This window comes from Lactobacillus sp. OTU4228 (assembly GCF_001006945.1).
GTDB classification, from domain to species: Bacteria; Bacillota; Bacilli; order Lactobacillales; family Lactobacillaceae; genus Lactobacillus; species Lactobacillus amylovorus.
This window is the reverse complement of record NZ_CDLD01000034.1, coordinates 38,633-53,547: the sequence shown is the minus strand read 5'-3', so window position 1 is coordinate 53,547 and position 14,915 is coordinate 38,633. Positions and strand designations below refer to the sequence as shown.

At 37.2% G+C, this 14,915-nt stretch carries 12 protein-coding genes; 7 read left to right on the top strand and 5 right to left on the bottom strand.

Annotation, left to right across the window (positions count from 1 at the left end; all coding sequences use genetic code 11):
* The first annotated feature begins 110 nt into the window (after positions 1–110).
* From BN1206_RS06880 to BN1206_RS06850, 7 genes are all read left to right on the top strand, one after another.
* Positions 111–1,463, top strand: coding sequence for an MFS transporter (locus tag BN1206_RS06880; protein ID WP_022087777.1), 1,353 nt, complete (start codon positions 111–113; stop codon positions 1,461–1,463).
* Complete coding sequence (locus tag BN1206_RS06875) at positions 1,463–3,748, top strand: alpha-L-rhamnosidase-related protein (RefSeq protein ID WP_022087776.1); 2,286 nt, start codon at positions 1,463–1,465, stop codon at positions 3,746–3,748. Before BN1206_RS06880 ends, BN1206_RS06875 begins: the two co-directional genes overlap by 1 nt.
* 1 nt (position 3,749) lies before the next feature.
* Positions 3,750–4,013, top strand: coding sequence for a SemiSWEET family transporter (locus BN1206_RS06870; protein ID WP_022087775.1), 264 nt, complete (start codon positions 3,750–3,752; stop codon positions 4,011–4,013).
* A 353-nt stretch (positions 4,014–4,366) separates the two neighbouring features.
* Positions 4,367–7,273, top strand: coding sequence for a mucin-binding protein (locus BN1206_RS06865; protein ID WP_052543116.1), 2,907 nt, complete (start codon positions 4,367–4,369; stop codon positions 7,271–7,273).
* 145 nt (positions 7,274–7,418) lie between these two features.
* Entirely contained in the window at positions 7,419–8,018 is a 600-nt protein-coding gene (locus tag BN1206_RS06860) for a hypothetical protein (RefSeq protein WP_156172741.1), read from the top strand.
* 11 nt (positions 8,019–8,029) lie between these two features.
* A complete protein-coding gene (locus tag BN1206_RS06855; protein ID WP_052543114.1) occupies positions 8,030–8,599 on the top strand; it encodes a hypothetical protein in 570 nt (189 codons plus the stop codon).
* Positions 8,600–8,739: 140 nt separating this feature from the next.
* On the top strand, positions 8,740–10,155 hold the full coding sequence (locus BN1206_RS06850) for a DHA2 family efflux MFS transporter permease subunit (protein WP_052543113.1): 1,416 nt from the start codon (positions 8,740–8,742) through the stop codon (positions 10,153–10,155).
* Positions 10,156–10,209: 54 nt separating this feature from the next.
* Here the strand turns inward: BN1206_RS06850 and BN1206_RS10140 are convergent, their stop codons facing one another.
* The 5 genes from BN1206_RS10140 to BN1206_RS06830 all read right to left on the bottom strand — a co-directional run bounded on the left by BN1206_RS10140 (position 10,210) and on the right by BN1206_RS06830 (position 14,884).
* On the bottom strand, positions 10,210–10,521 hold the full coding sequence (locus BN1206_RS10140) for a substrate-binding domain-containing protein (protein WP_052543112.1): 312 nt from the start codon (positions 10,519–10,521) through the stop codon (positions 10,210–10,212).
* Positions 10,476–10,805, bottom strand: coding sequence for a LacI family DNA-binding transcriptional regulator (locus BN1206_RS10135; protein ID WP_082104767.1), 330 nt, complete (start codon positions 10,803–10,805; stop codon positions 10,476–10,478). Before BN1206_RS10135 ends, BN1206_RS10140 begins: the two co-directional genes overlap by 46 nt.
* A 169-nt stretch (positions 10,806–10,974) precedes the next feature.
* Entirely contained in the window at positions 10,975–11,967 is a 993-nt protein-coding gene (gene galE / locus BN1206_RS06840) for a UDP-glucose 4-epimerase GalE (RefSeq protein WP_013438365.1), read from the bottom strand.
* Between the two features lie 102 nt (positions 11,968–12,069).
* Complete coding sequence (locus tag BN1206_RS06835) at positions 12,070–13,020, bottom strand: beta-galactosidase small subunit (RefSeq protein ID WP_014566047.1); 951 nt, start codon at positions 13,018–13,020, stop codon at positions 12,070–12,072.
* The gene (locus BN1206_RS06830; RefSeq protein WP_013642267.1) at positions 13,004–14,884 is read right to left on the bottom strand and encodes a glycoside hydrolase family 2 TIM barrel-domain containing protein; all 1,881 of its coding nucleotides are present in this window, start codon (positions 14,882–14,884) and stop codon (positions 13,004–13,006) included. The genes BN1206_RS06835 and BN1206_RS06830 overlap by 17 nt, the downstream gene beginning before the upstream one ends.
* Between the last annotated feature and the right edge of the window lie 31 nt (positions 14,885–14,915).

Below are 14,915 nucleotides of genomic sequence, written 5' to 3'. Positions count from 1 at the left end.
TTGATCAATTATTCCTCTTAACTACAGTGATTGTTGGCATTTGATTAAGCGCTTACAATAAAAACCGCAAAGAAAATCAAGTACACATAAAAAAGTTAAGGAGAATAAAAATGTTAAAGAGTGGAACGAATATGGTTTATGAATATCCAGAAAATTCTAAAGCAATAAGACTAAAACAGCACGAAGCTGCTTTAGCCGCTGCTAAAGAAGACGACAAATTATCTCCAGAAACTGGTAAGCCAATCTCAAAGAGCAATATGATTAAATTTGGTGTGGCTTTTCTAGTATTCGGTGTCTTATGGATGGTAGGAATAAATGCAATTGCAGCTTTCATTATTCCTTTAAGATTAAAAGAATTAGTTTCAAATCCAGCTGCTGTTTTATCAATTAACGGAATTGTTTCATCAATTTGTTCGTTAGTTGCTAACTTTGTTTTTGGTAATTTATCTGATAGAACAAGATCAAAATTTGGAGGCAGAACTCCATGGTTAATTGTAGGTAGTATAGTCGGCGGAGTGTTCATGTTCTTAACAGGTATTGCTCCAAATGCTACTTTAATTGTTATCTACTATGGTTTAGCTATGGTAGGGTTAAACATTATGATTGCACCATTTGTTGCAATGCTTTCTGACAGAATTCCTAAGAATATTCGTGGAACGATGAGTGCATGTTATGGTGCTGGTTCAACAATTGGTGGTCCTTTAGGTACATTACTTGCTTCTCAATTAGTTAACAATGTAACCTTGTCATCAATTCTAGCTGGTTTGTTTATGTTAGCTAGTGGGATTGTAGTTGTATTAATTATTCCTAGAGAACCTTCTGCAGATTACTTACCAAAGCCAAAGGGTGATTGGAAAGACTTATTAGTCTCATTCAGACCTCCAAAGTTTAAGGAAAATCACGACTTTTATAAAGCATTTGCAGGACGTTTGTGCATGCTTATGGCATACCAAATGATCGTTGCATATCAACTTTATATCGTAACTGACTATGTTGGTTTAAAGACAGGCCCAGCAGCTCAGGTTATTTCAATTATGTCAATTATCACTATGGTTGTTTCCTTAATTGGACCTGCAATTTCTGGCCCATTATCTGATATAACTGGTAGACGTAAGCTTCCAGTATTAATTGCATCAATTTTATTTGCACTTGGTATTGCATTTCCATGGTTCTTCCCATCAGCAATGGGGATGTATGCTTATGCAGCAATTGCCGGTTTAGGATACGGTGTTTACAGTTCAGTTGATCAAGCTTTGAACGTTGACGTTTTACATAATAGTCCTTCAGCTGGTAAAGACTTAGGTTTCTTGAACTTAGCTACTACTATTGGTCAAATGTTAGGACCAGTTGTTACTGCTTCAATTGTTACAGCTACTGGTGGTTACGCATTGGCATTTACAGTTTCAATCGTAGCTGCAGTCCTTGGTTCAGTATTTGTTATGGGAATTAAAGGTGTCAAATAATGGATGCAAAGTGGATTTGGTCTAAGAAAGACAAAAAAATTAATAAACCTACACTGGTTTATTTTCAAAAAAACGTAAAGATCAATAAAAATAAAAGCTGTTCAATCAAAATTAGTGCGGATTCAAGATATAAGCTTTACATTAATGGCGAACTAAAACAAGTTGGTCCACAAAAGGGTAGTATTAATCATTGGTTTTATGATGAAATTGATCTATCTCAATATTTACATGATGGTGTAAATGATATAGGAGTAAAGGTACTTCATTATCCAGATCTTCATAATCAAGGAAACTTTGGTATTGCGAGAACAAATACCCCAGGATTATATATTGCTGGTGAACAAATATGTACGGATTCAACATGGTTATACTATGAACCTGATTATCAAATTACATCAGAAGATCCTGATTTTGCACCATTGCAAATATATGAAGACGTAAAAGGTGATAAAGAAACCGCTAATTTGATCAATGGCGAAGTTGATAATCAATGGCAATATGCTAAAGAATATGAAGAAGCAGAACTGGCACCGGTATTAAAGGATTTAAACAAACGAACTATCCCATTCTTATATCGTGACTTTAAGCATTTTGATGGCATTAAAGAGATTAGACAATCTGCTTTTAAAGAAGATGATTGGAACAACTTTTTACAAAAGGATCAAGAATTAACGATTCCAGCTAATACAACTGAGATTGTTGAGATAAGTGCAGGTAAAGAAATGACAGGATATTTGTCATTGAAGATGAGGAATGGTGCCGACACTAAAATAAAGATTCTCCAATCAGAGGCATATGTAACTAATGAGATGACTAGTGTTAATGGTCTGCCGATTCCGGTAAAAAGTGATCGTACGGATAGTAAAAACGGGCATTTGAAAGGCTTTACTGATAGTTACTGTGTTTTAGGGATGCAAGATGAGGAATATTCTCCATTTTGGTTTAGAACATTTAGATATATCCAATTAAAGATCACTACTTCAAATGAACCATTAACTTTAAAGAGCTTTACTTATGAAGAAACTGGTTATCCTTTACAAATAAAGAGCCATGTAGAAACTTCGGATCCATCTTTAAGTGCAATTTGGAATCTTAGCAAATTGACTTTGCGAAGATGTATGCATGAGACATATGAAGATTGTCCTTTTTATGAACAGTTGCAGTATGTCATGGATTCCAGAGCTCAAATGCTTTATACTTATGCGATTTCTTATGATGATCGCTTAGCTAGAAATGCAATAGCTTCTTTTAGAAGATCACAACGTCCTGATGGAACACTCAACGCTGCTTATCCAAGTTTTGAAAAGAATGTTATTCCTGGATTTTCAATTTACTTTATTATGATGCTTTATGATCACATGATGTATTTTGGCGATAAGAAATTATTGTTAGAAAATCTAACGACAATGGAAAGAATACTAGATTACTTTGAAAATCATCGTCAAAATAATGGCTTGATTGGTGTACTTGGTGGATTAAATGGACAAGCTGATTATTGGTCATTTATTGATTGGACTAAGGAATGGAATGCTACAACTGGAGTTCCAACAGCATATAAATATGGTCCATTAACAATGGAAAGCTTATTGTACTTGATGGGATTACAAGCTGCAATTAAGGTTGCTGATTTCTTAGGTGAAGATGAATTAAAAGAGGAATATCAAGTTAGAGCTGATCAACTTGCACGCGCAATTAGAAAATATTGTGTAGGCAAAGATGGAATGATTCAAGACGGCCCAGGTGTTGAAGAATATAGTCAGCACTGTCAGGTATTTGGAATTTTAACTAACGTTTTGTCTAAGACTGAAGTTAAGATTAACTTACTGAAGACCATTCGTGAGAGTGATAAGTATGCTCAATGTTCTGTAGCAATGTCATATTATTTGTTTGAAGCATTACGTGAAGTAGACATTTATCAATATACTGATAAATATTGGAATATTTGGCGAAACATGATTGCAAAGCACTGCACCACTTCAGTTGAAGCAGAGAGTGGCGAAAGAAGTGAATGCCACGCTTGGGGTGCCATTGCATTGTATGAACTTCCTGCAATTACTTTAGGAATTCGCCCTGCAGAACCTGGCTTTAAGAAGGTAAAACTTGATATAGTTCCTGGCTATTTAGACTGGGCAAAAGGCGAAGTAATAACGCCTAAAGGACTAGTTAAAGTTTCCTGGAAGAAAGAAAATTCAGATATCAAAGTTAAGTACAGAATACCTAAAGATTTGAAGATTCAATTTGGAAATGATGATATGCCCAAAATGCAAAAGGTGATGCGTGCTTAAAATGACGAAGGAACAAAGATATTTAGCAATCGGTCGTGTTGCATCGATCATTTCAGTGTTAATGTATGTATCATATATTGCACAAATAATTAGTAACTTAAATGGTCAGAAGGGTAATCCAATTCAACCACTAATAGCAGCTATAAACGCTAGCTTGTGGGTTGCATATGGATGGAATGCTCCTCAAAAACGCGATTGGCCGATAATAGTTGCTAATGCACCTGGTGTAGTGTTAGGTATTATAACTGCGATAACTTGTATGTAGAAATTAAAATAAAGTTAAAGACTTTCGAGATTCAAGACGGATTTTGAAAGTCTTTTTTATATAAAAATGTTTATATTTTAAATTGAAAATTATTAATTTATATAAATAGCATACTATTTGATTCAAAATGAGCAGTATAGCGCTTTCTTTGGTGATATATAAGATATTTATGATCAAATAAATAACGTTTTCTTCTGTTTATATTTTCTTAATATATACTTTATTATTCTTTATATATTGTATATTGACATTTTGTTACCAATCATGTTTAAATAATACTAAGGATGAAATAGGGATTAAATTAGAAGGGTGATTTTTAATTAAACGGTTTTTATAGATGCGAGGTGAATTTTATGATTCCGAAGAATAATATAAAAGAAAGAATTCGTAAAATGGAATCCAAGAGAGAACATTATGCAATCCGTAAATTAGCTACGGGTGCTGCTTCTGTTTTGATTGGTTTAACATTTATGGGAACTACTGGTCCAAGTGTAAAAGCTTCAACTAGAAATAAAAATAACGGAGTAGGAATTGAGTTAGAAGAAAAATCAACTGATGATACTTCTCAATCAACAGATCAAATTTCACAAGTAGTGGTTGAAACACAAAATCCTACTGAAAATTTTGAAGAACAAACTGCTCCTCAAAATTCTACTGTTTCAGAAGAAACTGCTGAAACTGACACTCCAGTTCAAAATACTGAAGCAACTCAAAGCACCGATTCAGTAGAAAAACAAACTCCTGCTGCAACGCCAGCAGAAAATAACACCCAAACTGAATCTCAAAATGCAAATAATGAAAATGTAGCAGTAGAAAACACTACTACTTCGACTGCTGAACAACAAGTAGTTGAAAAAAACGAAACTTCTACTGAGGTAAATAATACAAATACTTCAACTTCGGATAAAAAAGATGAGACTACTGATAAGACTCAAACTGAAGTTAAGGATTCAAATGAAACTGTAGATAAGAAAGAAGAATCTACAGATAAGGACAAGACTTCTGAAAAAGAAACTGATAAAGATAAAAAAGATGAAACTATTGATTTAAATGCAGCAATTAGTGATGGTAAGGTAATTATTGAAGCTACTGATCCTAAGAATGAAAACTTATCTAATGCTGGTAGTATCGTTGTCGATGACAAGACTGGTGAAACTATTAATGATACTAAGTACATTTATCAAATTGTAAACCTTAATAGTACTGGCGATTACAAATGGGGGCAATATCAACCAGACTCAAAATTGATTCTCTCTGTTAATAGACATGATAAAAATGATAAAAACATTTATGCTTATGTAGTTGATGGAGATTATAACAAAGTAAGTCAAACCATTGTAATTGGAGAAGGTAAGCATGAGTACATTGAAATAAATGGCGAAAAGTACTATCTCTCTAATACTGGTGCAAGTAATATAACTATTAATGGTAGTAGCAAACCTACCGGTAGTGCTTCAACGATTACCGGTTCTGGTTCATCAAGTAGTCCAATTTACAATTTAGGTAACATGAGTAGTGGTACAGTTTCAGCCACTGGTGAAATTGTTCCAGTTTATACTGAAAATTCAGTAATTAAATACTATTACCGTGATGAAAAGGGTAATTTAGTTGCTATTGAAGGCTCCGATAAATATCCAAATATAATTGTTTCAGGATTTACCGGTCAAGAATTTGTTATTGAGAATGTAGATCAATTTAAGCAAATCATTGATGGTTTCTATTTATCTCCAGGCAATATCCCTAGTGGTAACTTTACAGGAACACTTTCTCAGTTTGATAAAGATAGTTACTATAAGAAAGTTTATTATAAGTATGATAGTAATGGAAATGCTTCATTAGACTATTATGTAGTATATAATCAAACAAGTGCTGCTGGACATATGAGTGTAACTGTAGTTCAAAACGGAAAGAGTCAAACTAAGGTTATACCTCCTGGTGAATCTGTAAGCTTCCAGCTAGATGGACGTGTTACTTATACAGCTCGTAACCCATACGTAACCTCTAGTCCTCACGAAGTTCAATTTGTTTACAGTCAATTGGGTTCAATTATTCCAGTGGATGAAGAGACTGGAAAAGAGATTGAAGGCTTCAGAAAACAATTTAATAATGATAAAAATGATGCTACTAAGGCTGGAGCGACTGAAGTACCAGTTATTGATGGTTATGAACTTGTTACTGTATATCCAGATGGAATTACACCAGAGGACGCTGGTACAAATGTTACGGTACTTTATCGTAAAAAGAGAGGTACAGCAAATGTAGTATTTGTGGACCAAACTACTGGCACGCAGTTAGATAAACTTACAACCAGTGGCCAACATAACACTGATATTAGCTTCAGCGGCGATCTTGATCCTGCCAAGCTGCTTCAAATCTACCTTGATAAAGGCTATGAATTAGCAGGAGCAGTGCCAATCATCGGTGGAAAATTTGACGCAGAAAACGAAAAAACATTCACTATTACCTTGAAGCATGGCGTAATAACGGTAACGCCGGAAAATCCTGGTTCAATGAACCCAGAAGACTTGAATAAGGATATCAACCGCGTAATTGAATACGTATATGCAGATGGTACAACTGCCAAACCTTCTGTAACGCAAACTGTTAACTTCAAAGGTACTGCTTACATCGATAAGGTTACTGGTCAATTAGTAAATATTAAGGATGGCAAGATCGAAGTTGATGAAAATGGTAAGATTGTTCAAGGCAAGATTACTTGGGTAGCAAACGACGGTACTACTTTCGAAGAAGTAATCAGTCCAACTATTGATGGTTACACTCCAGATAAGGATAAAGTTGATGCTGAAGAAGGTATTACACCTGATTCTGCAAGTACAACTATCAGAGTGGTTTACACTGTTAACTCAACACCAACACCTGATCCAGACCCAACTCCTACACCAGACCCAGATCCTGATGATCCATATCCAGAAGATGAGGATGAACGCGAAGTTCCACCACACGGTGAAAACAAACCAGGCAAATCTGGCAATTCAGGTAATGCGGGTGGAAATACTGCCAACTCCGGAGTAACTCCACTTGAAAACGCAGTACGTAATAATTCAGCAACACCAGAAAATGTTTCAACCGAAACAACTGATGAAACTGAAGAAAACCAAACTACTGTTAACTCCACAAATGAAGAAACTTTACCACAAACAGGTGAAAAGGAGAACAAGGCAGGAATCTTCGGATTGCTATTGGCTACAGTTGGTTCATTATTCGGACTTGCAGGTAGCAGAAAACGTAAGAACAAATAAAAAATAATTTTTAGGTAATTCGTTTAGGCGAATTGCCTTTTTTATGTTTAGAAAAAAGTTTATTTATAAAAGCAATTACAAAACTTGCTATATTCATATAGTAAAAGAATTAATGTAGGTGATATACTGAGAATAAAGCGAGTAAATGAATGATATAGATATAGGAGTAAAAATGAGTAAAAAATATTTAAAGACATTATTGTGCTTACTTATGATGGGAGGCACATTTGGTGGAGTGATGAGTAATCAAGTTCAAGCTACTACTAAAAGAACTAAGAAGATTACAGTTACTAAGAAAGCTATGTTTTATGATCCTAGTGATGGTGAAAACTATCATGCTGGTCACTTATCTAAAGGAACCAAAACATATATTATTGGTTTTAATAAAATAAGAGGTAAAAGATTTGCATTATTTGCTGGTAATGCTACTTGTATTCTTGTTGCGAATACCAACTATCGTAATAAAAAGCTAAATTATAAGGTTAGGTACTATGATCCTACCTATCAAAAGACACCAGTATATAAAAAGCCTAAAAAGAAAGCTATAGTTTATAAAGAAGATCATATTGTGCTTCCAGAAGGCTACACTGTTTCAAATTTGGCTAAAGGACAATATAAGCCAAAATGGTTTTATGATAAGGTCGGTAAGAAAGGAATGAAGATAAATAAGTTCACTCCTGAATCCAAAGCCGATAATCAAGAAGTTGATCCAAGTCATTTAACGCTAGATCAACAAAAAAATTAAGTCTATTTGCAATGCGTATAATTAACGAAGCGCGTACTAAGTTAAATATTGCTCCTTTGAAGTATACAGAAAAAGCTCAAAATATGGCTAATGATGTTGCAGAAGAATATGTAAAAGATGGTTTTTCATTTGGCGTTTATCCTAGAGCAAATATGACATTAGATGAGAAATTGGGCCATCATGATGTACCAGCTTTAATTAGAGTTGCTAAAAAGTATGGATTAAACATTGATCATAATTCTATTGAAAATGGTTATGCTACTACAAAAGAGCCAGAAACTTTGACCGATATGAAGAGAGATATTTATAACGGTATTATAAGTATGATTATGGGTAAAAATTTGGAAGCTATTGAATTTGGACATGCTAATGGACTGTTAGACGCAGAAAGCACTTATAGTTTCTTTGATGATCCAGATACTGATGGAATTAGTGATCCGGAAGATCGAGCTAAGGCTAATGAATTATCAAGTAAAGAGTTTGCGCTTTCTTATTCAACCTCAGATGATGGTGAATGGAATGACTATCATTTTATTAGCTTTAATAAATATTGTGATGTTAATGCTCAAAGACCTTGGTAAAAATAGAAATTTATGATAAATCGCTAGATTAAATTCTAGCGATTTTTTGTATGAATTCGTTTACATAAAAGTTTTACTTACGAGAAAAAATTTTTTCTGGTAAAGTAATCAACGTTGCAATGAAAAGGAGGAAAGAATTAATGGATAATGCACAAAGTGGAATGAAAGCCCGTGTTGATGTTAAGCGTCCATGGCTTGCCATTCTCCCATTAATGCTAGGATCATTTGTAGGAATGTTCAGTGAAACCTCATTGAACATTGCCTTACCACAATTGATGAAGGCTCTTCAAGTTGGTCAGTCTTCAATTCAATGGCTGGTTACCGGCTATATGCTTGTAATCGGGATAGTCCTGCCACTTTCAAGTTTGCTTACTAAGTGGTTTACGACCAAAAAATTAGTTTTATTTGGCCTCGGTGCCTTTATTGTCGGTTCTCTTATTTCGGGATTCGGGGTTAATTTTCCGATGGTTTTAATCGGTAGAATGATCCAGGGGATCGGAACTGGAATCATTTTGCCTTTAATGTTTACTATTGCGATGTTGATTTTCCCACCAAATAAGTTAGGTACAGTTAATGGTGTTCTTGCTTTAGTAATCATGTTTGCTCCAGCAATTGGTCCAACTTTGACGGGCTTAATTTTAGCTGCTGGTTCATGGCGTGACATCTTCTTTACATTCGTCGTATTTTTAGTCATTTCCTTTGTAATCGGCTTATTTAGTTTGAAGAATGTTAGTCAAATTACTAAGCCAAAAGTTGATTTTGTGTCCATCATTTTGTCAATCTTTGCCTTCTCAGGTTTGATTGCGGGTGCAAGTTTTGCCAGCGAAATGGGTTGGCTTTCAGTACCAGTTCTTGCATGTTTAATCGTCGGTGTTATTGCCTTGATTTTCTATGTAAGACGTCAATTAAAACTTGAAGTACCTGTTTTAAACATGCGTGTGTTTAGACACCGCAACTTCACTTTGGGTGCAATTTTGGTCATGGTTGATTTTGGTATCATCTTGTCAGCAATGTATCTTTTGCCACAATACTTGCAAAATGGTTTGCTTGTAGCTGTTGCTTTGACTGGGATCATCATGCTTCCAGGTGGTGTCATTAACGCCGTAACTTCTGCTTTTGCTGGTAGAATGTACGATAATTTTGGTGCCAAGTGGCCTGCTAGAATTGGTTTTATCATTGCCTTCGTTGGTGCCGTGATGCTTAGTGTAGTAACTACGTACAGCACAATTTGGTATGTGATTTTAGCTCATTTCATCTTGATGATTGGTGCGCCGCTTGCTATGTCACCATCACAAACCTCAGCTTTGAACTCACTTAGGGGCCTTGAATCTGCCGATGGTTCTGCTATCTTGAACACCATGCAACAGATTGTGGGTGCTTTGGCAACTGCGCTTGCTACAAGTTTCTTGACTTTAGGTAGAAATGCGGTGAACGGTTTAGCTGCCTTCAAGTTCACTAACGGTGTGCACTACGGTATGTACTTCACCATTGCTTTGACAGTGATTGGTTTCATCGTTGCCTTATTTGTTAAGGATGATGGTAAGTATACTGATTAAAGAAAAAAGCTCATGAATACATCTTCTTGAAGTGAGACACTTTTAGGTCTTTTTCTACGTAAAGTCAAGCATAATAAGAAGTTTGGCATCATTTAAGGCCTTGTAGACGCCTAAGGCCATTGGGTCACTCGCAACGACGATCGCTGTTGGTCGATCTTTTAACTGCAATAATTGATTGGTAGCTTCTAAAGCTTCATCAGCTGACCAGTTAGCAGTAAAGATGTGACAATACTGATCAAAGTTGTGCATTTTCATCCAGGCGATATAGCCGTCTTCACGCAAGTCATCTTTTCTTAAAACAATTTTGCCATCTAAGTTAACTACGGCAGATTTACCACCAATATAGGCGATATTTCTATGTGCCATTTTTTAGCTTCTTCGTCGATTCCTTTATGCATATTCGAAAAGTAGGGGTCGTTGAATTCACGCATGTTGCCATAGCGCATAACTAAAGCAACTGAAAGGGAAGAATCAGGTTGTTTTGGTCCGCGCTTTTTGTTGGCTTTGTTGTAATTTAGCTTTCTGGCAATCTCGATTACACGACCACGTGCAGCTTCATTGATATGAAAGGTGGGATCATTGTTTAAGATTCGCAAAACGCTAGCAGGGGATACGCCTGCAATTTTAGCGATGTCTCTAATACTTGTCATAAAATTCCGCCATTTGTTTCATCAACTATTATACAATATCAAATTAATAATGGTCTGTACCAGGATTTGTGCCAAAGAAAAATGCCAGTTGATCGGACTGACATTTTTTGATAATAGAAAATAGAAATAGTTAAAAAGATAGGGTTAGATTTTATTTTAATTTACTTTATTACTTGTCTTCGTAGCCCTTTGGGTGACTCTTGTGCCACTTCCAAGCGGTTGCGATTACATCGTCGACATTTTCGTGCTTTGGCTTCCAGCCTAAAATGGTTCTTGCCTTAGTTGAGTCGGCAACAAGTGAGTCAGGGTCACCGCCACGACGTGGTCCCATAGTGTAAGGGATGTCGATACCGGTAACTTTCTTAGCACTTTCCAAAATTTCAAGGTTTGAGTAGCCGTGAGCAGTACCCAAGTTAAAGACATCTGACTTGTTGATCTTCATCATGTGCTTTAAAGCTAAGATGTGAGCGTCAATTAAGTCTTCAACTTGAACGTAGTCACGGACATTAGTACCGTCTTTAGTGTTGTAGTCATCACCGAAGATGGTAAATTTGCCGTCACCAGAAATAGCACTCTTCAAAATGTTTGGAATAAGGTGAGTTTCTGGAGCGTGGTCTTCACCGATTGTACCGTCGCTTGAAGCACCAGCAACGTTGAAGTAGCGAAGAGCAGTGTACTTAATGCCGTCAGCCTTGTCGGCCCAGGCCATGATCTTTTCCATCATCATCTTGGTTTCACCGTATGGGTTGATTGGGTTAAGTGGGGTGTCTTCTGTGATTGGCAACTTCTTAGGGATGCCGTAGGTAGCGGCTGAACTTGAGAAGACTAAGTACTTAGTACCAGCGTCATTCATTGCTTTCAAAAGTGAAATCATTCCAGCAACGTTGTTGTCGTAGTATTTAAGTGGTTTCTTAACTGATTCAGGTACCAATGAATATGCAGCAAAGTGCATAACAGCATCGATCTTTTCATCACGTAAAATCTTTGAAACTAAGAAGGTATCTTCGATATCGCCTTGGTAAAACTTGGCCTTTGGATCAACGGCTTTTCTGTGACCGGTGTACAAAGCATCAAGAACAACGACATCGTTGCCTTCCTTAACTAATTCACGAACAGCGTGTGAGCCGATATAGCCGGCACCGCCGATAACTAAAACTTTCATGTTTACTCCTTTTTTAATTGGTTATTAGTCTTTACTTAAACCGATTACATTATAACACATTATTTAGTAAATTATTTACTAATTTAAAATAAATTATTTAAATTAATTTAGCGTAAATGAGAATTCATGATCTTGCTCAGGATCGATGTGGTATTGCTCTTCTACATCGGAGCCCCAGCTGTCGATGCCGCCTACGCCGCGAACAGCTCCCGCGATTACCAATACGCTTCTACGAGCCAATGGCAACTCTTCAATGTGGGTAGCATTTTCTAATTCTTCTGCAGTGTATGGCAGTAAACTGAAGTTAAATGGCTGCTTAGTTTGCGTAATCTTTAAACTAAAGTCGCCATCTTTGTCCGCATTGTTTTGCGTAGAATTACGGGTGATGACTAATTCATTAGTCTGCATGTGCATCCCGTTTTCCTGTGGTACAAGATACTTAGTAACTGGCAAGCCGTCAATGTGGAAAGTTCCGCGTTCTGCTCCAGCCATTCTGTCAGGGTAGGTTTCACCAGACAAGCCAGTATAGTCAAAACTTTTAGCCTTGGTTGGCATAATGAATCTCATGCCGATAACAGGCAAAGGCGGCAAGCCTTTTTTACCAAAATAATGCACGGTAATCGTCATGTGACCAAAATCATTAATATTATAAATGATTTTGACTTTGGTTGCAGGAGTAGTTAAAGTTTCGTAGTCAAAAGCCACTTTTACTTCATGGGCAAATTCCTGATTGCTAAATTGATTATTGATTGGAGCGACAGGCAATTCGTCGAATTGGTGATCGTCAACTTGAACGTGAATACCCACACATTTAGTGAACATGTCAGCTCCTAGCCATTGGGCTGCTTTTTGATTAAAGCCGCTACCGCGATCGTTATCGGTGGTCGCCCGCCAAAAAGTTGGTGTAGGCGTGCGGTAAAGCCATTCTTTGTCCTTGATTTTCAAAGATTCAAGGCCACCACGCTCGTAGCTGAATAAATAGGCGAAATCTTGACCATTGACTCCTAAACTAGCTTCGCCATAAACGACGTGTAAATTATTTGTGTAAGCCATAGTAGTATCTAACCTCCTGCATTGCTGGTTTGGGTGTGCGGTCTGCGAACATTAAACCGTCGCCAGAGAATTCATAATCGGAGTGACGATCATCAAAGTCGCCACCGTAACGCAATACGTCCTGTCCGCTGACTGGATCATGCACAAGCAGAGCCTGATCGATGAAGTCCCAGATAAAGCCGCCCATGTACTGAGGGTATTTATCAATTAGCTTGATGTAAGAGCCCATGCCACCGTCGGAGTTGCCCATGTCGTGCATGTATTCACATTCGACAAGTGGCTTTTTAGGATTTTGGAGATATTCTTCTGCCTCTTTAGGTGGCAAATACATACAGCTTTCAAGGTCTGAGATTTCTTTCTTAAATTCTGGTGCATGGAAGACGCCTTCGTAGTGGGTGAGGCGAGAAGAATCGTGATCTTTGTAGAGTTTGTTCATAGCGGCGATGTTGCTGCCGGCATATGATTCGTTGCCAAGTGACCAGAATAAGATTGCAGTGTGATTCTTGAAGGTTTCATAATTGCTGCGGGCACGGTCGACGACGACTTCACGCCATTCGGGGATGCTGCCGGGTACATTGGAAGTAGCTTCAACTTGGCCTAACTTTTGCCAGGTGCCGTGGGACTCCAAATTGTTTTCCGCCATCATGTAAATTCCGTTTTGATCGCAGAGATAGTACCAAGGAATTTGATTTGGATAGTGGCAGGTCCTAACGGCATTGATGTTGTTGTGTTTAAAGGTAGCAATGTCTTGCTTCATGTCGGCTAGGGTAATACTGCGGCCACGCTTAGCATCCCATTCGTGACGATTAACGCCGTTGATGATTAATCTTTTTCCGTTAAGCAAAACCACATGATCCTTGGTAATTTCAATTTTTCTAAAACCAAATTGGTAAGGAATAAGTTCAACTAATTTGCCATCTTGGTCATGAACTTCAATGATTAATTGATAAAGGTATGGATCATGGTTGTCCCATAGGTGAACATTGGCAAAAGTTTCGTTTTCAATTTCAACGGTTGATTTAAGTGGCAACTTTTTATTAAGCAAAGTTTTGCCATCGATATCTTCAATTAAGACGTGGACATTGCCACTGGTTTTACCCATAAAGTGCAATTTAGCGTTGAAGACACCGTCATGGTAATCATTAACAACAGTTGGTTTGATATCTAGATCCATTAGATGAGTCCGAGGTAAGGCTAAGAGTTCAACTGAACGAAAAATACCGGAGAATCTAAACATATCTTGATCTTCTAGCCAGGAAGCAGTGCTGTGTTTGAAGACTTCGACAGCTAAGATGTTGTCTTTTGCTTGAATGTAAGGTGTAAGATCGAATTCGGAAGGTGTGAAACTATCTTCGGCGTAACCGATGAAGTGACCGTTGAGATAGACATACATGGCCCGTTCAACGCCTTCGAATTGAATATGGATGTCATGGCCGGCTAAAGCAGGATTTAAGTCAAAGTGTTTAAGATATGAACCGACTGTGTTGTCTTTTCCTTGACTAAAATCGCCATCCTTGATGCCGCGCCCCAGGGTGTAGGCAGGTTTACGATAGATTTTGCTTTCCCAGGGATACAGAATGTTAGTGTATTGATTTTGGGCGTAGCCGTTTAATTCAATTTCACTAGGAACGGGGATGGTGTCAAAGGAAGATGAGTCAAAGCTGCGTTTGTAAAAATCAATGGGCCGGCTTTGAGGATCTTTTGAAAAATGAAACTGCCAGGCACCGTTGAGGCTTTGTTTAAAACTGCTGCTGTGGTTTTGCCATTCACGGTAATCTTTGTAAAAAGGATGATCACTGTGAGCTGGCAGTTGATTAATCCTGAAGACTTCAGGATCATCAAGCCATTTGATATTTGCTTTCATGATAAGACCTAGTTTCTATAAAAAATATATT